Origin of the sequence: Chryseobacterium sp. R2ACT005 (assembly GCF_049949215.1) — a bacterium.
GTDB lineage: Bacteria > Bacteroidota > Bacteroidia > Flavobacteriales > Weeksellaceae > Chryseobacterium.
Window position 1 is genome coordinate 1,630,037 of the sequence record NZ_CP188192.1, and the last position, 20,274, is coordinate 1,650,310.

Annotated in this window: 21 protein-coding genes and 5 tRNA genes; 16 read left to right on the plus strand and 10 right to left on the minus strand. The window is 35.6% G+C overall.

Going from position 1 to position 20,274, the window contains the following annotated elements; translation table 11 throughout:
* Positions 1-14: 14 nt before the first annotated feature.
* From prmC to ACPF63_RS07495, 4 genes are read right to left on the minus strand one after another with little or no spacing between them, the layout of a single operon-like run.
* Positions 15-863 (minus strand): peptide chain release factor N(5)-glutamine methyltransferase, encoded by an 849-nt coding sequence (gene prmC / locus ACPF63_RS07480; RefSeq protein ID WP_426482572.1) that lies wholly within the window; start codon positions 861-863, stop codon positions 15-17.
* On the minus strand, positions 864-1,622 hold the full coding sequence (gene yaaA, locus ACPF63_RS07485; protein WP_180563911.1) for a peroxide stress protein YaaA: 759 nt from the start codon (positions 1,620-1,622) through the stop codon (positions 864-866).
* A 4-nt stretch (positions 1,623-1,626) separates the two neighbouring features.
* On the minus strand, positions 1,627-2,328 hold the full coding sequence (locus ACPF63_RS07490) for a CPBP family intramembrane glutamic endopeptidase (RefSeq protein ID WP_426482573.1): 702 nt from the start codon (positions 2,326-2,328) through the stop codon (positions 1,627-1,629).
* A 38-nt stretch (positions 2,329-2,366) separates the two neighbouring features.
* Positions 2,367-2,978 (minus strand): L-threonylcarbamoyladenylate synthase, encoded by a 612-nt coding sequence (locus ACPF63_RS07495; protein WP_426482574.1) that lies wholly within the window; start codon positions 2,976-2,978, stop codon positions 2,367-2,369.
* Between the two features lie 101 nt (positions 2,979-3,079).
* Here ACPF63_RS07495 and ACPF63_RS07500 point away from each other — a divergent pair.
* From ACPF63_RS07500 to ACPF63_RS07520, 5 genes are all read left to right on the plus strand, one after another.
* Positions 3,080-3,152, plus strand: a tRNA-Met gene (locus ACPF63_RS07500).
* Positions 3,153-3,190: 38 nt separating this feature from the next.
* Positions 3,191-3,263, plus strand: a tRNA-Met gene (locus tag ACPF63_RS07505).
* Between the two features lie 38 nt (positions 3,264-3,301).
* A tRNA-Met gene (locus tag ACPF63_RS07510) sits at positions 3,302-3,374 on the plus strand.
* Between the two features lie 39 nt (positions 3,375-3,413).
* Positions 3,414-3,486, plus strand: a tRNA-Met gene (locus tag ACPF63_RS07515).
* A gap of 39 nt (positions 3,487-3,525) precedes the next feature.
* Positions 3,526-3,598 (plus strand) — tRNA-Met (locus tag ACPF63_RS07520).
* Between the two features lie 132 nt (positions 3,599-3,730).
* Here the strand turns inward: ACPF63_RS07520 and ACPF63_RS07525 are convergent.
* On the minus strand, positions 3,731-3,988 hold the full coding sequence (locus ACPF63_RS07525) for an Ada metal-binding domain-containing protein (protein WP_426482575.1): 258 nt from the start codon (positions 3,986-3,988) through the stop codon (positions 3,731-3,733).
* Positions 3,989-4,037: 49 nt separating this feature from the next.
* Entirely contained in the window at positions 4,038-4,751 is a 714-nt protein-coding gene (locus ACPF63_RS07530) for a 2OG-Fe(II) oxygenase (RefSeq protein WP_426482576.1), read from the minus strand.
* Between the two features lie 173 nt (positions 4,752-4,924).
* Between ACPF63_RS07530 and ACPF63_RS07535 the strand changes: the two genes are divergently transcribed.
* A complete protein-coding gene (locus tag ACPF63_RS07535) occupies positions 4,925-5,371 on the plus strand; it encodes a GNAT family N-acetyltransferase (protein ID WP_180563907.1) in 447 nt (148 codons plus the stop codon).
* 352 nt (positions 5,372-5,723) lie between these two features.
* On the opposite strand, the gene ACPF63_RS07540 is transcribed toward ACPF63_RS07535, so the two are convergent.
* Positions 5,724-6,305 carry a hypothetical protein gene (locus ACPF63_RS07540; RefSeq protein ID WP_426482577.1) on the minus strand — a complete coding sequence of 194 codons (582 nt, stop codon included), beginning with the start codon at positions 6,303-6,305 and terminating at the stop codon, positions 5,724-5,726.
* 336 nt (positions 6,306-6,641) lie between these two features.
* Here ACPF63_RS07540 and ACPF63_RS07545 point away from each other — a divergent pair, with 336 nt between their 5' ends.
* The 5 genes from ACPF63_RS07545 (at position 6,642) to ACPF63_RS07565 (ending at position 11,470) form a co-directional block, all read left to right on the plus strand.
* Complete coding sequence (locus ACPF63_RS07545) at positions 6,642-7,007, plus strand: BlaI/MecI/CopY family transcriptional regulator (RefSeq protein WP_047385363.1); 366 nt, start codon at positions 6,642-6,644, stop codon at positions 7,005-7,007.
* A gap of 5 nt (positions 7,008-7,012) precedes the next feature.
* Positions 7,013-8,956: a M56 family metallopeptidase gene (locus tag ACPF63_RS07550; protein WP_426482578.1), complete on the plus strand. Its 1,944-nt coding sequence runs from the start codon at positions 7,013-7,015 to the stop codon at positions 8,954-8,956.
* A 72-nt stretch (positions 8,957-9,028) separates the two neighbouring features.
* Positions 9,029-9,919, plus strand: coding sequence for a GLPGLI family protein (locus ACPF63_RS07555; protein ID WP_077416784.1), 891 nt, complete (start codon positions 9,029-9,031; stop codon positions 9,917-9,919).
* A gap of 97 nt (positions 9,920-10,016) precedes the next feature.
* Positions 10,017-10,583: a sugar O-acetyltransferase gene (locus ACPF63_RS07560; RefSeq protein WP_426482579.1), complete on the plus strand. Its 567-nt coding sequence runs from the start codon at positions 10,017-10,019 to the stop codon at positions 10,581-10,583.
* 20 nt (positions 10,584-10,603) lie between these two features.
* A complete protein-coding gene (locus ACPF63_RS07565) occupies positions 10,604-11,470 on the plus strand; it encodes a GLPGLI family protein (RefSeq protein ID WP_426482580.1) in 867 nt (288 codons plus the stop codon).
* Positions 11,471-11,541: 71 nt separating this feature from the next.
* Here the strand turns inward: ACPF63_RS07565 and fsa are convergent, their stop codons facing one another.
* Positions 11,542-12,195: a fructose-6-phosphate aldolase gene (fsa, locus tag ACPF63_RS07570; protein ID WP_047385358.1), complete on the minus strand. Its 654-nt coding sequence runs from the start codon at positions 12,193-12,195 to the stop codon at positions 11,542-11,544.
* 328 nt (positions 12,196-12,523) lie between these two features.
* Between fsa and ACPF63_RS07575 the strand changes: the two genes are divergently transcribed.
* Positions 12,524-13,012 (plus strand): YdeI/OmpD-associated family protein, encoded by a 489-nt coding sequence (locus ACPF63_RS07575; protein ID WP_219072813.1) that lies wholly within the window; start codon positions 12,524-12,526, stop codon positions 13,010-13,012.
* 252 nt (positions 13,013-13,264) lie between these two features.
* Here the strand turns inward: ACPF63_RS07575 and ACPF63_RS07580 are convergent, their stop codons facing one another.
* Positions 13,265-13,801 (minus strand): tetratricopeptide repeat protein, encoded by a 537-nt coding sequence (locus ACPF63_RS07580; RefSeq protein WP_228408803.1) that lies wholly within the window; start codon positions 13,799-13,801, stop codon positions 13,265-13,267.
* A 195-nt stretch (positions 13,802-13,996) separates the two neighbouring features.
* Between ACPF63_RS07580 and pepE the strand changes: the two genes are divergently transcribed.
* The 4 genes from pepE (at position 13,997) to ACPF63_RS07600 (ending at position 18,187) form a co-directional block, all read left to right on the plus strand.
* Positions 13,997-14,689, plus strand: coding sequence for a dipeptidase PepE (gene pepE / locus ACPF63_RS07585; protein WP_077416794.1), 693 nt, complete (start codon positions 13,997-13,999; stop codon positions 14,687-14,689).
* On the plus strand, positions 14,689-15,543 hold the full coding sequence (locus ACPF63_RS07590) for a hypothetical protein (RefSeq protein ID WP_426482581.1): 855 nt from the start codon (positions 14,689-14,691) through the stop codon (positions 15,541-15,543). The genes pepE and ACPF63_RS07590 overlap by 1 nt, the downstream gene beginning before the upstream one ends.
* A 96-nt stretch (positions 15,544-15,639) precedes the next feature.
* Positions 15,640-17,013: a D-alanyl-D-alanine carboxypeptidase/D-alanyl-D-alanine endopeptidase gene (gene dacB / locus ACPF63_RS07595; protein ID WP_180563903.1), complete on the plus strand. Its 1,374-nt coding sequence runs from the start codon at positions 15,640-15,642 to the stop codon at positions 17,011-17,013.
* A gap of 4 nt (positions 17,014-17,017) precedes the next feature.
* Complete coding sequence (locus tag ACPF63_RS07600) at positions 17,018-18,187, plus strand: sensor histidine kinase (protein ID WP_411267048.1); 1,170 nt, start codon at positions 17,018-17,020, stop codon at positions 18,185-18,187.
* 119 nt (positions 18,188-18,306) lie between these two features.
* Here the strand turns inward: ACPF63_RS07600 and ACPF63_RS07605 are convergent, their stop codons facing one another.
* Positions 18,307-20,163, minus strand: a complete 1,857-nt coding sequence (locus ACPF63_RS07605; RefSeq protein WP_426482582.1) for a peptidase M61 — start codon at positions 20,161-20,163, stop codon at positions 18,307-18,309.
* Positions 20,164-20,274 lie beyond the last annotated feature (111 nt).

The window sequence follows — 20,274 nt, forward strand, 5'->3', positions numbered from 1 at the left end:
GGAAGCAAAATTACTTATTTCCTTCCATAAATGAACCGGTCATTTTCAGATAAATCCTTCAATAATTGAGCGTTAGAAAAATATTGATAGAGTTCCAGAGTTTCCGGACCTAATTTCTGATTGATTTCTAAGAACAAAAGCCCGTCCTCATTCAGGTGCTTTTTAGCATCTTCTGCTATTTTTTTGTAAAAGATCAAAGCATCGGAAGTAGGGGAAAAAAGGGCCATTTTAGGCTCAAATTCTTTCACAGAGTCTGCAATTTCAATCTCTTCTTCAATGCTTATATACGGTGGATTTGAAATAATGATATCAAAGCTTTCAACCGGTTTAAAATGGAGATAATCAGCATGAATGAATTGTATTTCCAGGTGATGATAATCTGCATTTCTCAGAGCGGTCTTCAATGCTTTTTCAGAAAAATCTATCGATGAAACTATAGCTTCAGGAAAATGTTTCTTTAAAACCAAAGGAATTACTCCACTTCCGGTTCCTATATCCAAAATCTTTAATCCCTGAATGTTAAACTTTGAACGTTGAATCTCTCTGATAGCAATCTCCAGCAGTTCTTCCGTTTCAGGGCGGGGAATCAGTACATTTTCATCCACAAAGAACTTCATACCATAAAACTCAGTTTCTCCGAGAATCTGTTGGTAAGGTCTTCCTGTTTTAAGTTCTGAAACCAGATGACAAAGCTTTTTTTCATCATCTGTCAGAAGTTCCTGTTCAGAAAATCTTCTTTGCTGAAAATGATCGAAACCTACGATCTGATGGATGAATAGGGAAGATAAAAAAACACTTTCCGATTCAGTATAAAGACCGGAAAGTTCTGCTTTGAAATATTTTTTAAATGTTGAAATTGTCATTTACCTTGTAAAAACCAGTTTAGTATCTGTAGACTTCTCTTCATCAATTCTGTACCCTTCATAGTTGAACGCTTTTACATCTTCCAATGTCTTGGCGTTAGTTTCAGCACAAAATCTTACTACAAGGCCTCTTGCATGCTTGGTATATACAACGATGGTTTTGAGTTTTCCATCTTTTAATTCATAAAAATCAAAATCGATTACTTTATGGTTCAGTTTTTTTCTGTCGATTACTTTCCCATATTCATTGCTGGCAAGATGAAGAAGTATTTCACCTTTCTTCATTTCAGAATTCAGCTGTTCTGTAATCTTTTCTCTCCAGAATCCATACAGGTTTTTGTATTGATCAAACTCAAAAGGACGGCCCATTTCCAGCCTGTAAAGCATTACTTTATCAGAGGGCTTCAGCAGACCATAAAGCCCGGAAAGCATTCTGTAGTTTTTCTGCAGGTAGTCTACCGCATTTTTATCCAGAGTCTTGGCATCCAGCCCCCTATAAACTTCTCCTGTAAAAGCAAACATGGCAGGAGCAGATTCTTTTGCAGTAGGTTTGGATTTCCATTTTTGATTTCTTTCCCAGTTTTCATCAGCCAGTTTGGGTGATATTTCCATCAGTTCGGACAGATATTTCGGAGATTTTTCTTTTAAATAAGACTGTATAAATGCTGCATCTTCAATGAATCTGGGAGTAGAAGATTTCAACAGATCCGTTGAGTTTTCTACGTTCATTAATTTTGCAGGAGATGTTATAATTTTCATAATGTTAAAATACAGATAAATGTTTAATATTAATAAAATTCAGGGTCATCAGAGAGATAAAGTCAATCATAAAATGACAGATGATCAGAATTTTAATATTTGAATAGCGTTTATAAAACAGGGCAAAAACAATTCCAATAAAGAAAGGTCCGAGAACCTGACCTATGGTACCGTAAGTGCTGTGCAGGATTCCAAATAAAACAGCTGAAATAAAAACTCCAGCAGTTGGATTATTATAGATTTTTTCAATTCTGGGCTGTATATAACCCCGCATCAGGAATTCTTCTACAATAGCAGCCGTAAGGCACATGAAAATAATTAAAAAATAATTGTTCTTAAAAACGGATACAAGGTTAAGAAGCTTATCACTTATTTTTTCGGGGATAAAAAACAGGATTATTGCATTCAGAAATGCTCCACCAATGATGCAGATGAAGTACAGGCTCAGAACTGCTTTAATATAAAATAGGATAGAATAAGGAGTTTCTTTTTTTAATAAAAATGAACCTTTTTCAATAACTATATTGTACAGAAATACAATGATCAAAACGATCCAGATCACAATCCTGCTGAGAAAAAAGCTGTCTGAAGTAATTCCTTTTATTCCTGTCATCAGAGTGATAACCGGGAAAGAATAAAGCATTGCCGCAACCAAAAGCACAAAAGTGAGTAAAATTCCTATAGAATATTTCCCATTAAACCCCATAATCCAGTAACCCTAAACCTTGAACTTTATATTTTGAATTAAATAATTCCTTTTCCCTGACGGATAATCTCCGGTTCTCCGGAAGTAAGGTCTACAATAGTGGATGCCACATTATCTCCATATCCTGAATCAATAACGATATCTACCAAATGATCATATTTCTCAGCAATCAGCTCAGGATCGGTAGAATATTCAATGATTTCATCATCATCTTTAATGGAAGTGGAAGCAATAGGGTGTCCCAGTTTTTCAACAATCAGTTGCGGAATCGGGTGATCCGGAACACGGATACCAATTGTTTTATGACCTTTATACGCCAAAGGTAAACTTTTGTTTGCTTCAAGGATAAAAGTAAACGGCCCGGGAAGATGACTTTTCAGAAATCTGAAAACCGAGGTGTCAATAGGTCTTGTAAAATCAGAAAGATGGCTTAGATCATTACAGATAATAGAAAATTTTGACTTCTCAAGCTTCATTTTTTTGAGCTGAGCAAGTTTTTCCATGGCTTTTATATCAAAAATATTACAGCCTAAAGCATATATCGTATCAGAAGGATAGATAATCAGCCTGCCATTTTTTAAAGTTTTAATAACCTCATTCACAAGATTTTCCTGTGGGTTGTCTGGGTAAATTTTTAATATTTTTGCCATAAAACAAAGATACAAATAATAAAATAGTTTTCATAAAAGTCCTTTATTTAAAAGAAAAATTAGGATTTGTAAAAAATATTCGTACCTTTGCAATCCAATATCGCGGGATGGAGCAGTAGGTAGCTCGTCGGGCTCATAACCCGAAGGTCATCGGTTCGAGTCCGGTTCCCGCTACTAAGTAAGTGTTTTCGGTAAACACTCTAAAAATACACCGCGGGATGGAGCAGTAGGTAGCTCGTCGGGCTCATAACCCGAAGGTCATCGGTTCGAGTCCGGTTCCCGCTACTAAGTAAGTGTTTTCGGTAAACACTCTAAAGATATACCGCGGGATGGAGCAGTAGGTAGCTCGTCGGGCTCATAACCCGAAGGTCATCGGTTCGAGTCCGGTTCCCGCTACTAAGATAAGTGCTTTCGGTAAGCACTCTAAAAATACACCGCGGGATGGAGCAGTAGGTAGCTCGTCGGGCTCATAACCCGAAGGTCATCGGTTCGAGTCCGGTTCCCGCTACTAAGATAAGTGCTTTCGGTAAGCACTCTAAAAATACACCGCGGGATGGAGCAGTAGGTAGCTCGTCGGGCTCATAACCCGAAGGTCATCGGTTCGAGTCCGGTTCCCGCTACTAAACTAAAAATCGGTATAACGACAGTTATACCGATTTTTTTATGTTAGCCTGTCATTGCCAACAAAGTGAAGCAATCTCAGGTTGCAATAACGCAAAGACACAAGTTTATAATTGTATTATAGAATCGTTTTAAGAGCCAAGAGTAAATATTTTCTGTTTCCACTGTTGATACGCTTCTCTCATACAATGTCCACAAGGACGATAATTACTTTGTAGAGCTTCTTTTTCATCTGTAAAGAAGACCCTGTTTTCTATTTTCATTCTTTTTCCTGACAGGCAGCTGAGCAGTCCATAGATTTTCAGTTTTTTATTTCCTCCAAAACAAACTTCTCTGCTATGAATTTTACTTCTCAGACTTTTGGCTGATATTTGAGAATGTGAGAGCATTATAATTGAAATTTTAAAGTTGAAATTTAACAGTTAGCAGTACCTCAAATTAGCTGATTGCATCATGGAAAATAATTCCCAAAGCATAGCGGTTTCCTTCCCGAACCTCACTTATTCCATGTTTCATATTGACCCTGTAATAGCCTTTGGCACCTTTTTCTGGCTTAAATTGAGTCGTAAAAATGAGTACATCTCCTTTCTTAGGTTTTAAAACAATAGCTTTTGACTGTGCTCTCGGGATCTGCTGGGTAAGTACAAATTCTCCACCTGTAAAATCTTTATCAGGTTCGCTGAGCATTAACACAATTTGGATAGGAAAGTACACATCGCCATATAAATCCTGGTGTAAAGTATTAAAACCACCTTCTTTATATTTTAAAATTAAAACAGTAGATTTCTGTTGGCCATTGGTATAACATTGTTGTAAAAATTCCTGATGATCTAAAGGAAATTGAGTGTCAATATGTAAGGCTTTAAACCAGGAATTGGCAATCGGAGCCAGATACGGATAAATAGTCGTTCGTAGGGTCTGAATCATTTCAGGAAGCGGGTAATCAAAATATTTATATTCACCAAGGCCGAAACGGTGTCTTGCCATGATCACTGTTTTTCGGTAAAAACCGGGATTGTCATAATTTGTCTTTACTATTTCGCATTCTTCATCTGATAACAGATTAGAAATTACAGCATATCCGTTTTCATGCATTGTTTCCGTAAGGTGCTGCCAATCTGTATTTTTTATTTTATGAATGATATCTTTCATTGGTTTTATTTTATACTGCAAAAATCCGAAGTTGTTCAGGATAATAAAATCCGAAACATGTGGTATTTATCTTCAGACTGAAGCTTCTGGACTATGAGTATAATATGAATCTGGATTATAAGGCTGGTCCTGATTAAGACTACTTTTGTCCTGTTAATAAAATAAACATAACTATGAATTACATTATTAAAAAGGCAAGTCTTGAAGATCTTAATGAAACAGCAGAATTATTCAATCTTTACCGTGTTTTTTACAGACAGGAATCAGACATTGAAAAAGGAAAAGCTTTTCTCAAAGAACGGTTTTTAAACAGTGAATCGGATATCTTTCTTGTGATTGCTGAAGGAAGGGCTGTCGGATTTGTACAGCTTTACAAGCTCTTTCATTATACCAAACTACAGAAACAGTGGCTGCTAAGTGATTTATTTGTTCACCCGGATTACAGAGGAAAAGGCTTTTCCGTAGCATTAATTGACCGTAGTAAACAATGGTGTGAAGAAACAGGGGCATGCGGATTGATGCTGGAAACAGAAAAAACAAATGATATTGGAAATACGCTGTACCCGCGTTGTGGATTTGAATATGATGGACTTCATAATTACTACCAATGGTGGAAATAGGCACAAAAGGGAACGATGATTTTTAGGCTGGAGGCTGGGGCAGGAAACTCCCAGCATTTTTCTTAAAAGTAGTATTAGTTCTACAATTGTGCACGTTTAATTCTACAGGAATTTTCAGCTAATGGAAAGGTATAGTTCTATTTTTGTAAAGCTCTTACAGATCATGGGTAGGACAGTTGATCTGTAGAGTGTATGCAAAAAAATCTCTGCCTAATTTTCTACTTTTTCCCCAAGAGTTTTATGATTAGTACCACAAAACTGCTTTTTCCGGCGGAGATTTTTTGCTTTTAAATAAAAAAGAGAACCGCAATTGCAGTTCTCTTTTTTTATGTTTTTAATATGATTTTAGATATTATTGAGCCAGTTGAGCGTAAGGAGTAAGCTTGTTGTCATCAGACATTGTCTGTCCTAAAAAGTCTCTTTTCTGATCCGCTTTCATTCTCCCTGCAGCATCGTTGGCATTGAAATAAGCTTCATTCAATTTTGTAGCAATATCAGCAGGCTTGAAATCAAATTTAGTATCACCTTCTACACCCAGATATCCGTTCTTTCTTGTAAGGTTGGTAATATAATTATTGTAGTTGATCATTGTACCTCTAAACATATTGTTATGGTATTCCATACATTTCTTAGCTTTTTTAGAAGAATTGTTCAGGATACAGTTTTTCATATTGTTCCTGTATAAAAACCATTCAGATTCTAAAATACCATATTCTCTGCCCAAAGCAATCTTTCCATTATTCACAATATTATTATCCCCTTCTTTTGTGGAGATGGTCTGAAGATGCTGAATCACCAATGGAACGGTAGCTTCGATTTTTGATTTTGTATCCTTTAATATGCTCAGATTGGCAGCAGGAGAACCCTTCTTTTGTGCTGTAGTAACGTTAAAAATAAGCAGTAATAGTACAATCAATAAATTATATCTTTTCATGAGAAATTTTTAAAGCACTAAAATAAATATAATTTCCCGGTTAAAACAAATTCATTTTAATTTTATTTAATAAAATTTAACAAGTTTTAAGAATTTATACCTGAAATGACTCTTTTTGTGTGGATTAAGCAGGTGGATATTTTACTTCTTTAAAAGATTAATATATTTTAACTAATTTTATATAATTGATTTTCAAACAGTTGTATTGTTATCTATGTTTATCACTAAAAAAATAGTTGTTTGATTCATTTTTATTTCTACATTTGTATAACTAATTTCTTAGTGATATAGAATAGGATGACTTTTATATCACGATAATTGATAAATTAACAGGATATGAAAATTCAGACTTTAACAAAAGCAGAAGAGCAGGTAATGCAGTATTTATGGAAAATAGAAAAAGGATTTCTAAAGGATGTTCTTGATCTTTTTCCGGATCCAAAACCACATACCAATACGGTCTCTACCATTTTAAAAGTATTGAAAGACAAAGAATTTGTAGACTATCGTGTACATGGAAGACAGCATGAGTATTTTCCGCTGGTTTCAAAAGAACAGTATTCTGGGAAAACCATGAAAAGTCTTGTGAAAAACTATTTTAAAGGCTCTTACAAAAGTGCCGTTTCATTTCTGGTAGAAAAAAACGAAATGACAGTAGAAGATCTTGAGATGTTATTGGACGAACTCAAAAATAAAGACTAGTATCTATGGAAGCAATACTTTTATACTTTGGGAAAACAATTTTATGTTCAGGTGTAACATTTTTGTATTACCAGTTGTCTTTAAAAGACAAGACATTCCATCATTATAACAGATTTTATCTGTTGGCCGCAATCGTGATGTCACTGTTGCTGCCACTCATCAGAGTAGATGATTTTACGATAGAGGTAAATAGTGATATGTATATGCTTCTTGATAAGATTCAGAATTTTAATTCAGAAAAAAATATAAACAATGGTAACCTTTATTTTAACATTATTTTTTCAGCTCTGGGACTGGTTTCTCTCTATTTTTTAGGGAAGCTTATCTATGGGATTTTCAAAATCCAGCAGTTTAAAAAACAGTTTCAGAAAGAAAGTTTTGACGGGATCAACCTTTACCGTACAGACCTTAGTGAAGCTCCGTTTTCATACTTTAAGAATCTTTTCTGGAAGAATGCTATCACCCTGCATTCTGATATCGGAAAACAGATTTTAAAGCATGAGATGGTACATATTGAGCAGAAACATTCCTTTGATAAGATTTTTATCGAGATTATTACTTCTGTTTTCTGGTTCAATCCGTTTTTTCATATCATCAAAAAAGAAATTAATCTCATTCACGAGTACCTGGCTGATAAAAAAGCCGTACAACAATCGGACACCAAAGCATTTGCGCAGATGCTTTTAGCAAGCCACTTTTCCGGAACACAGTTGCCTGCTGCCAGTCCGTTTCTAAGTTCAAACCTTAAAAAAAGACTTAAAATGTTACAAAAACCAAAAACCAAGTTCGGATATGCGCGAAGAATTCTTGCATTGCCGGTGTTATTTACCGTAGCTTTTGCTTATCTGGTAAATGCAAAAAACAGAGAAATTGAAGAAACCAATCTTTCCATTAAAAAAGTAGTTTCAGAAATCAAAAAAGATACCGTAAGACCATCGGGTCAGGAAAAAATTACAGATATGAAACCTGTCTCACCGGAAGATCATACAAAAGTGGCTGAGCTTGAGAAAAAGATAAAAGAAAAAGAGACAGAGCTGAAAGGATTGGATCCGGAAAGTGATGCCTTCAGTGATAAAATTGAAGAAATAAGTAACCTCGCATCAGAGATAGGAGAGATAGCTTCCAAAGTTGAAGTGGATGAATATTTCAATTCTGCTGAATGGAAAAATCAGATGAAGGAACTTGAAAACATGGATCCTCTTGATAAAAAAGAGCTTCGTAAAATAGAAAGAGAGGCTAAAAAAGCGGGAAGAGAAGCTGCAAGGATGGTAAAAAAACTGCCTATTCCTCCTGCTCCCCCGGAAGAGCCAAAAGAACCCAAAGCTCCGAAAGTAGTTTATTTTAAAAATAATAATACAGTCTATTATAAGGATCTTAGTCCTAAAGAAAAAGATGAAGTACGTAAGGCAATGAAAGAAGCCAGAAATGCGATGAAGGAAGCCAGAATTGAAGGAGAAAAAGCTAGAATTGAGGGCGAAAAAGCCAGAAAAGAAGGAGAGAAGGCAAGAGCAGAAGGTGCTATAGCTCGCATACAGGGAGACAATGCGAGAGCAGAAGGAGAGCGAATCAGAAAAAAAAATGTGATCATAAGGATTGATGGAGAGAGAATAAGAAAGGAAAGCGAAAAAATACGTGCAGAAGCAGAAAAAACAGCACAGAGTTTCAGAGCTGGTAACTTTACCATGACAACTTCTGCTCCTAATGTTATGGTAATGAATGCTGATTTCATCAAAAAAGACGGCAACGGAAACATCGCCATGAATGGAGTGAAAAAGTTTAGCATAAATGGCAGTGATGACCTGAAATATAAGTATTTTATTGACGGAAGAGAAGTATCTAAAGATGACGTTAATGCTTTGAATTCTGCCAATATTTCAAAAGTAATGGTCAACAGCCAGAAGAATGGGGAAGTGAAGAGAGGAGAAGTAAGAATTGAGACAAAGAAATAAAAGTTCCAAAAAAGCTTTGTCAGTATTCAATTGGCAGAGCTTTTTTACTAATATCCGGATAATACATAAATTATGAAAAAAAGTTATTTCATTTTATTAGCACTGTTAAGTGTGTTTGTGAATGCACAAGTGAACAGATTCTTTTATGACTACAAATATGTTTCTGATTCTACCAATAAAGCAGACGTGAAAAGCGATGTTATGCTTTTGGATATTGATAAAAATGGATCAAAATATTACAGCCGCGATAAGTTTGTTGCTGATTCAACAATGAAAGCTGATATCGCCAAGCAAATGAAAGGAGGATTCGGAGGCAGTATTAATATTAAAAGGAATATAAAACCTGGAACAATTAATACAACTGTTACAAAAAAATATCCTGATTACAGTGTTTCATTCTCAGAAAATATAGGGAATACTACTTATAAGATGCCTGAAGACCAAAAACCTGAATGGAAAATCTTACCAGAAAAACAAAAAATTGGAGAATATAATACCCAAAAAGCAACCACAAATTTTGGAGGCAGAAGCTGGACAGCATGGTTTTCTACAGATATCCCGTTTCAGGATGGTCCTTATAAATTCTATGGACTGCCGGGACTGATCATTAAGATTGAAGATAAAACAGGATCACATATCATGACTTTAATAGGTAACAAAAAAACAGAAGCTGCCTCAGAAGAAGATATTCAAATACCAGGTCTTACTACAATCGGTTTAGGAGGTAAAGAAATAGAAATAACTAAAAAACAGTTTAAAAAAGCCTGGAAGGATTACCTTGTTGATCCTACAAAAGACATGAAACAAACCATGAGTACTCTTCCTGCAGGAGCTGTTGTACAGATGAAAAATCAGGATGGAAAAAGTATTGATACGAATGAAATGTATAGGGCTATTGAAAAAAGAGCAAAAGAAGAACGGCTAAAAAATAACAATAAAATAGAACCGGAGCTTTATCAATAAGCAGTTTCTATTTGATTAAAATACAGTAAGGTTATCATAATCTTACTGTATTTTTTTTGTATTGTGTATCTTTATCCGGGACTTTAAATTCCATAGTATGACAGAAAAAGAAAAATGTGCAGCAGGACTTTTATACAATGCCAATTACGACAAAGAACTGATTCAGGAGCGTATTGCCTGCAAAGATCTGTGTCAGGAGTACAATGGACTGAAAAACTCTGAGGCAGAAAACAAATACAGAATACTTAAGAGCATTATTAGCGATATAAAAGAAAATATCTGCATAGAACCCAATTTCTGGTGTGATTACGGATACAATATAAAAGTAGGAGAGAACTTCTATGCCAATCATAACCTTGTTATTTTAGATTGTGCCAAAGTAGAGTTTGGTGATAATGTTTTTATCGGTCCAAACTGTAGTTTCTATACAGCAGGCCGTCCGCTTGATGCAAAACAGAGAAACGAAGGTCTTGAATATGCACATCCGATTAAAGTAGGAAATAATGTCTGGCTGGGAGGAAATGTGGTTGTGCTTCCCGGAGTTTCCATTGGAAATAACTCGGTGATTGGTGCGGGAAGTGTTGTCACGAAAGATATTCCGGATCATGTTGTCGCTGTGGGAAATCCGTGTAAAGTTGTTAAAAAAATTACAGAACAGAATTAAAAAACTATATCAAACTAACCATGAGAAAGTTGATCATTTTATTGAGTCTTATATTGGCTGTAATTACTAATGCCCAGAATCAAAGATTTATTTATGAATACAGATATGTTCTGGATTCCACAGCTAAAGATAAGCCAGAAGTAGAAATTATGCTTTTAGATGTTGCTGCAAAAGGATCAAAATTTTACAGTAAGGATTCTTTTGAATCGGATTCTCTTATGACATCTGCTATGGAAAAACAGCTTCAGATGGGAGTTAAGGAATTAGATTTTTCAGGAATCAAATTCAAAGGCAAAATAAGTTATAGTGTTGAAAAGGTGTATCCGGATTATTCAGTTAACTTTTTTACCAATCTTGCGGCTGACGAATATATGGTACAGGATGCCAGAAAACAAGAATGGAAAATCTATTCGGATAAAGCAGAGATAGGTGGATTTAAAGTACAAAAAGCAATTGGTGACTTTGCCGGAAGAAAATGGACAGCCTGGTTTACCACTGATCTTCCCATTCAGGATGGTCCTTATAAATTTCATGGGCTTCCGGGATTAATTGTAAAACTTGAAGATGCTTCCCATACCCATTCTTTCGAATTAAAAGGAAATAAAAAACTCCCTGAAGGCTATGAATGGAAGAGTACCAAAGAAAAAGAACGATTTAATGCTCTTGTTACAGTGAATGAAACCAGGTATAGAAAAGCTTTTAAAGACTATCTTGCTGACCCTATGAAAAGTGAAAAACAGATGTTGGCCCAGGGAATTGAAATTCAGGAAATGGATGATTCAGGAAAATTGATTCCTGCTGATAAAGCACAAAAAGATAAAGAAATAAAAAGGAAGAATGATCTGAAAAAGCAAAATAATATCCTTGAGCTGGATGTGCTGAAATAAAAATACTCATTATAAAAATAAAAACCCGGAACATTGTTCCGGGTTTTTTATATCTGAATAAGAATCAGTTATTATGCTAATTTCTGAGAATCTGCAATAAACTGAGCCAATCCGCTGTCTGTTAATGGGTGCTTCAATAAGCTCAAGATCGGAGGCAGTGGGGATGTAATTACATCAGCTCCGATTTTAGCACAGTCAATGATGTGCATTGAGTGACGGATAGAAGCCGCTAAAATTTCAGTTTCATACATATAGTTATCAAAAATCAATCTGATTTCCTGAATAAGGTTCAGACCGTCTGTAGAAATATCATCTAATCTTCCTAAGAACGGAGAAACATAATTTGCTCCTGCTTTTGCGGCCAAAAGAGCCTGTCCTGCAGAGAATATCAGTGTACAGTTAGTTTTGATCCCTTTATCAGAAAAATATTTTAAAGCTTTGATACCGTCTTTGATCATCGGAATCTTTACAACGATATTAGGGTGAATAGCAGCCAATTCGTCTCCTTCCTTAATCATTTCTTCATACGTTGTAGAAAGAACTTCCGCAGAAATATCTCCGTCTACAAGTTCGCAGATCGTTTTATAATGGTTTTTAATTGCTTCAGATCCCTGAATACCTTCCTTTGCCATTAATGAAGGGTTGGTCGTTACACCATCTAAAATTCCAAGATCTCTAGCTTCCTTGATTTGCTCTAAATTAGCTGTGTCAATAAAAAATTTCATTTTGTTAAATAGATTTATTGATACAAAGATAGGGAATTAATTGGGTTCTGGGATATGAATTTTGAGTTACGGAGTTCGGGATTTCGAGTTACGAGGTTCGGATTTTGGGTATACGCGTTGTAGAATTGGAGGGGTTGAGAGTTTCAGGTTTGGGAATGGGATGAATTATATACAGTAAAAAAAAATAATTTATATTGATCTTAAACAAATAGTTAATTTTGCACCTAACACCTAACACCTAACACCTAACACCTAACACCTAACACCTAACACCTAACACCTAACACCTAACACCTAACACCTAACACCTAACACCTAAATATCATCCATGAAAAGCAACAGTTTCACAGCCACATTGGAAATCATTGGGATTAATCCTTTTGTATTTATTCCAAAAGAGATTTTGGACAGGATTTTTGATGAATCAAGGAGAAATAAAAGTCCGGTTCCGGTAAAAGGAACGGTGAACGGACTGGAATTTAAACAAAACCTGATGAAATATCTGGGAGAATGGAGACTGTATGTGAACCTGACAATGTTAAAAAATTCCCCGAAGAGAATTGGAGAAATCATTGAAGTTGTATTGGAATATGATGATTCTGACAGAAGTATTTCTATGCATCCTCATTTGGAAAAAGCGATTAAAGAAAGTCCTCTGGCAACAGAAAATTTTGAAAATCTGATTCCTTCAAGAAGACATGAACTGGTTCGTTATATCAACAATTTAAAAACTGAAGCCAGCATCCAGCGGAATATCGAGAAAATCATCCGCCACTTACATGGTGAAACCGATTTTTTCGGAAAGGTGATTGAATAGGTGAACAGAAACTAAAAAGAATTTTAAAAACGCAAAGACCAAATTAAATTTTCTTATTGTTAAGTAAGTTAAGAAAGCGAAAAAGTTGCTGATGAAGCTTATGATATACATACGCTTAGAAAGAATCAACGAAGTTGATTTAAACTTTGCTGCCTTAAAATAAAAAGTAAGTAAAAATAGACCTTTGCGTTAAATTTAAACTAGATTGGATAAATAAAAAATGCCGGAAAAACTTTCCGGCATTTTCTTTTACTAAGAATTTAGTGTTTTGCTAAGCTTTACAGCGTCCTGATTGGTAGGGTCATACTGTATCGATTTAGCAATATGCTCTTTTGCCTTATTAGGATCTGTCTGCTGTTCTGCAAAGGCAATATAGAAATAGGCATAGGCCAGATTTTTCTTATTTTGCTCTACTTCTTCCGGTTTTACGGTTGCAATATACTTTTCATAAGCCAGTTTTGCATTGGCATCATCTTTTGCAGACTGATAAGCATATGCCTGGCTGTAGTAAGATGGAGCCCAGTCCGGTAATAAAGCAGAAATTTTCTTCCAGGTATCAATGGCATTTGGCCAGTCTGAAGCTTCCTGATAAGCTGCTGCTAATTTTGCTAAGGATTCTGTATCCTTTGGATTGGCCTCAATCTGTTTTTTAAGACCATCAATCGTTGGATTGGTTGTTTGACTCGTCGCTGCCGAAGTTTCCGGTTGAGTCGTTTGAGCGTTTACAAAACTTACACTTCCCGCCAGTATCAAACCTAAAAATAGATTTCTACTATTAATTGTACTCATTTTCATAATCTTATATTTTAAATTCGAAATGTAAAATTCAATAATAATTCCATAAAAAGTTAAATTTTAGAAGCTTTAAGTTTTTTTAGAAAATATTAACGGGAAACATGTTTTTTTTAGTTTAATTTTTGATTCGTTAATGTTTGAAGCTATCTTTGTCATTCATTTTTTTATTAATAAATATAATTTCGTGGTATGAATATCATATTAGCTTCAACATCCACCCTTTTTGGTGGAGAATATCTGGAATACTTAAGAGAAGAATTAATCCAACTTTATAAAGGAATTGACGAAATTGTGTTTATCCCTTTCGCAAGACCAGGCGGAATTTCCCATGACGATTATACAGCAAAAGCACGCTCTTTTTTTGAAACCATCCATATAAAAGTAAAAGGTCTTCATGAATTTGAAGATAAAACAGCAGCCCTTAATCAGGCAAAAGGATACTTTACAGGAGGCGGAAATACATTTTTATTGGTCAAAACATTACATGAAGAAGGATTGATGTCTGCCCTAAAAGAAAATGTATCAGGAGGAAAAGCATATCTTGGATGCAGTGCAGGAAGCAATATCGGAGGCCAGAATATGAAAACGACGAATGATATGCCAATTGTATATCCTCCAAGTTTTGACTGTATGGGACTGGTTCCTTTCAATATCAATCCACATTATCTTGATCCTAACCCGGATTTGAAGCATAATGGAGAAACCAGAGAAACCCGTATTCAGGAGTTCCTTACCCAAAATGACATTAAAGTAGTAGGTCTTAGAGAAGGAAACTGGATCAGAAGAACAGCAGATTCCATTACTGTGGAAGGAAATGAGCTGACAAGAATTTTTGAAAAAGGTAAAGAACCTTACGAAATAGAAGCAGGAAGCAGACTTTAATGAACAAAGAAGAGATCAATCTTTTTGTAGAACATAATCTGAGCAATTTTTCAGTGAACAGTACCGGATGGGAACAGCTGATCCGGAACCTGCTCTTTGAATTTGCTATTGCAGGCTGGAATATGGAGCACCGTGTTTTTGGAAAGGAAAAATTCGGTGGGTTGAGGTGTTACACATACTCCGAGGACGAAGCACTTAATAATAAGCTTAAAGCCATCAAAGATAAATATTCAGAATTGTCTGTAAAGACTTGTGAAATCTGTGGCAGTGAAGGTAAAATGAGGGTAATAGGTTCGTGGCAAACCACGCTGTGCCTGAATCATTTTCTGGAACAGCAGCCTTTTATTGAAATTGATCATCAACAGAATATCAGGAGAAGTAATAAAACCATTCTGAATATCAAAAATATCGTAAAAGCCGACCTGGAATATGACTTTCAAAGCGTATGGATTCATACAAAAGAACAAGGAGAAATGTTTTATTTCTCATGGCAGGAACCTAATTATTATCTGCTTTTAAAAACAATTCCTCTTTCTCTTTTTCCGGAAGACAGACGGAGTGAAATTTCAACGTTATTCCAAAGTTTGCAGAATTGTGAGATATGCGGATATAAAGCTGTGCATCAAAAAAATTGTCTGCGCTGTCATCATGAGCAATGGAATGAATCCGGATATTTTATAGAAGATTATGGAGAAAAATCAAATTATATAAAAGAATGCCAGATGGATATTTTTATAGATGAAGAGGATTACGAGAAATATTTCACCTATGATCAGTCATTTGAAAAAACGTCTGATCATCAGATACTTTTCAGCTCCGATGATCTCAGGGCGTATGAAAAGCTTTTATTTTAACTATATTTGATTAGAATTTAAATCAATGAAAAAGGTTCAGATACTGGTCATGAACTGTATGGGAACTCTTTGCATTCAGAACCAAATAACAATTTAATGAAAAAAACATTTGCTGTTCTCACACTCTCTGTACAGATGGTTGCTGCGCAGAATATTGCTCAGAAACTGGATAAAGTAACCAAGGATCTCATGGATTCTTCAGGAACGGTTTCTTCCAGTTTATCATTTTATGTTTCAGATGAAAATGGCAACTTTATATACGAATATCAGGGAAGTAAGGGACTTTCTACTGCTTCTACACAGAAAATTTTTACCGCTGGTGCAGCACTGGAAACCCTGGGCAAAAATTATACTTTTACAACCACTTCAAGCTATTCCGGAAACATTGCCGGAGGAACACTGAACGGAAATCTTTTCATCAGTTCCAATGGTGATCCTACATTAGGAAGCTGGAGATATGATGCCTATAAACCTGAGAATTTTAAAAAGAAGCTGATTGAGGCAATTAAAAACTCAGGAATTACAAAAATATCAGGAGATCTTGTGATTGATGATTCTTATTTTGATCATCAGACGATTCCCGGTGGCTGGCCTTGGGATGATCTTGGAAATTATTACGGAGCCGGTGTGTGGGGAATCAACTGGAAAGAAAACCAGTTTGATATCAATATTAACGGAACAGATTTTAAAAACTTTTCTTATCCTTTGGAAGGAGTGAAATGGCTGAATGATCTGAAAGCCGGAGGAAGTTCTGATCAGAGTCTTATCTTTACCGCACCTCATTCCGAAGTAGCGTTGATTAACGGAATGCTTCCGGCAGGAAAAACGGTTACGGTTTCCGGCTCTACACCTAATCCGCCCTTACAGCTCGCAGCAGAAGTGAAACAATGGCTGAAAGAATCGGGAATTGAGATTTCAGGAAAAGCAATAACGAATTCACAGCTTGAAATAGAAGGGAAACAGGCATTGGAAACTCCTAAAAATAATATTCTTTTGACTTACCAATCTCCAACGCTGGATAAAATTGTGTATTGGTTTCTAAGGAAAAGTATCAATCTGTATGGAGAAACATTGATTAAAACCTTAGGAAAAGAGAAAAAAGGAAATTCAAGTTTTAAAAGCGGGGTTTCTTATCTGAAAGAATTCTGGAAATCAAAAGGAATTAATCCTAATATGATCAATTTTGCTGACGGAAGCGGACTTTCACCACAGAATTATGTAGCGGCAAAAGCAGAAGTGCAGGCTCTTTTATATGCTAAAAAGCAATCATGGTTTGAAGCGTACTATGATGGTTTCCCAATTCAGGAGAATGGAATGAAGATGAAAAGCGGTACGATGAGAGATACCAAATCTTTTGCAGGATATCACACCGCGAAAGATGGCAAAAAATATGTGTTTTCGATTATTATCAACAACTACCAGGGAAGTGGAAATGCAGAACTGCAGAAAATTCTGAATGTTTTAAAATAAAATAATTTTGAGAAAATCCATACTTACCAGACTGAATAACTGGATCATTTTTGTTGTCATGACTACTTTGGTAATCGCTATTGTAGTGGCTTCGACATCACTCATTAATTTTCTCAGAAAAGAGGAGATCAAAAGGATCAGCCTTCTTTCCAAAGCGATAAGAATACAGCAGGAAGTAAAGACTCCGGATACGGATGTTCTTGATCTGCTGCCGGATATCCTTAATATCAACAATACCATTCCGTTCATTGTAACAGATAAATATAAAAACCCTATTCTTGATCTCGGATATTACAGAAATATCCCTGAAGCTACTATAAAGAACCCTGAAAAACTTCAGGACCTAATCCGGAATATGGAGAAAAATTATGATCCTATTGAGATTAAGGTGCCGGATGGGAACAATCAGTTTGTCTACTATGACAACTCGCGTATGCTTAATAACCTTCGGTATTCGCCTTATATTTTAGGATTGTTTATTCTGTTGTATTTCGGTTTTTCATTCTGGTTTTTCAGGACGATCAAAAAAACGGATGAAGGTTATCTCTGGGCAGGTTTGGCTAAAGAAACGGCACATCAGATCGGAACACCTTTATCTTCCATGATTGGGTGGATGGAAATTATGAAGCTTGATAATCCTGAATCGGAAGGAGTACACGAGATAGAAAAAGATATTGAAAGACTTAGAACGATCTCAGAACGATTCTCAAAAATAGGTTCTATTCCTGAGCTGAATGACAGGAATTTCAATGAAACAATTCAGGAGAATTATGATTATTTGAAAACCAGAATTTCCAAAAAAATCAATTTTACATTGAATCTTCCGACCTATACCGTGTTGGTTCCGCACAATAAAATTCTGATGAGCTGGGTGATTGAAAATCTGGTAAAAAATGCTGTGGATGCCATGAAAGGGGAAGGTGCTATTACGATGTCAATTTTTGAAAGAAATAAAAATATTCTGGTTGAAGTAAAAGACAATGGAAGCGGAATGACAAAACAGCAGGCAAGAAATGCTTTCAATCCCGGATATTCTACTAAAAAAAGAGGTTGGGGATTAGGATTGTCATTGGCAAGAAGAGTAATTCATGAATATCACAACGGAGATATTAAGATTTCTCAGACTGAAGTAGGAAAGGGAAGTACTTTTAGGATTACAATTAAGAAAGAATAAAGGTTGTAACAGAAAATAATCTTAAAAATATAAACCAATAAGGGTTGAATAAAAAAATACAAGATCTTATTTATTCAGATTTAAAAATAAAAAGCGGAGAAATTTCCCCGCTTTTCTTATTATTTTTTACCAGTGAGCCACTGTGTTTGTAATTTCAGTTCTTCCGGAGTCGGATTCGCCTTGAAGGTAGGAGTTTCCATTGTCATCTTATCCAGAATAGCCTTTCCTTTCAACGTCATTTTCTCTTTCTTACCGGCATTATCTCTTAGAATCGTTACTGTAACGTCCTGCCCGTCTTTGATGGTTCTGGTATAGCCAATAAAGTCCTGTACTTTTTTGATGTCTACCGTTTTTCCATCTAAAGCAAGTACCTGGTCTGTAATTTTAAATCCGATACTTTTTGAAAAAGGAGACAAAGCAGAGTTTTCATCAAAAGCAAAAGCATTGTTCTTTTCATCAAAACCTGTCTGGTTCGGGTCTTTGATAAACCAGAAAAGAGGATGGCTTTCCTGCTTTTGAATGTCTATACCTACCATTTTCAGATATTCTGCATAAGGAGTGGGCTGGTTTCCTGCAATATATTTATTGTAGAAATCTTTTACCTGAGGATATCCGGTTACCGTTACCAGCTCGTCAATCAGTTTATCATCTTTGAAAGGTTTGTTTTCTCCAAATCTTTGAGACAGTTTTCTGATCATATCACGATATCCCATCTCTCCGTTGGAAAGTTTTCTAAGCTCAATATCTAGACACATTGCAAGAAGAGCTCCTTTTTCATAAACATTTCTGTACTGATCCTTGTAAGGTTCAACCAATACATTTTTACTCATTACCGTAAACGGCATCGTATCATCGTAACTCTTGGAGTTGGCAATCTTCTCACCAATTCTTTGAAGGAACTGATCTTTATTGATAAGACCCTCCTGAATCTGAAACAGGTTGGCAAAATATTCTGTTCCACCTTCGTACATCCATAAGTGCTGAGACATCTTCGGATCTGCATAATCGAAATAGTGAATCTCTTCAGAATGAGTCTTCAGAGGATTTACTGTATGGAAAAACTCGTGAGAAACCACATCTGTAATGGTATTGTCGATAGCATCTTTCGGCATTCCTTCAGGAAGAACCACACTTGTAGATTCATGGTGTTCCAGTGCTCCGAAACCTTTCACTCTTGGTCCGTCACCTCCGGAAAGATAAAGCATGATTGCATACTTTTTATTGGTATTCATATCACCCAGGAATTTCTTCTGAGCAACCACCATTTTTTCGAGATTCTCTTTGAAATCAGCAGCTTTGTATTTTCCTGTTGGAGAATATACTCCCAGTACCAGATCCATTCCTCCTGCATTGAAGGTAATATAATCCGGTTTTGTATACATAAGTGGAGAATCTGTTACCTTAGCATAGTTCGCAAGGGTATAGGTATCTGTAGCATCAGATTTGTCCTGGTCTACCAATGCTGTTGTTCCGTAGAAATCTGTTGGTTTCTGAACGATCAGCTGATAAGGAACATCCTGCATATTATCAATATATCCTATAAATCCGTGGGTATTGATCATATATACTTTACCTGCCTCAATATCTGTTCCTGACGGAGAAAATACCGCTTTATGCTTTGATGTATCTAATTCATCATCAAAACTGTCATTCACAAGATAAGAGATTTTGGAAAGACCCTGCGCATTTTTCAATGAATAGGTATTATCATTTACTTTAGTGAAAGTAAGTTCTTTTCCTTTATTATCGTAAAATTTGATCCCTTCGATGAATCTTCCATAGTCGTCTACAGAATAAGTACCCGGAACCGTTTTAGGGAAATGAAATTTAACATCTCCTGATTTCATTTTCGGAAACTCCATGGTAACGGCTACTTTATCATCTTTTACATTGACTAGATCAATGGTTGTTTTTATAGACTGAGCATTTGCTAAAAAAGAAGCAAAAATACCGAGACTAAGTACTGTTTTTCTCATTAGGTTTACATTAATAGTTAAATAGTTGTTCTTTTTATCATTTTGTTACGGAAGAAGTATTAAACTTTTCTTAAAATTTCAATGTAAAAGCGAAAAGGCAAATCTGCCTTT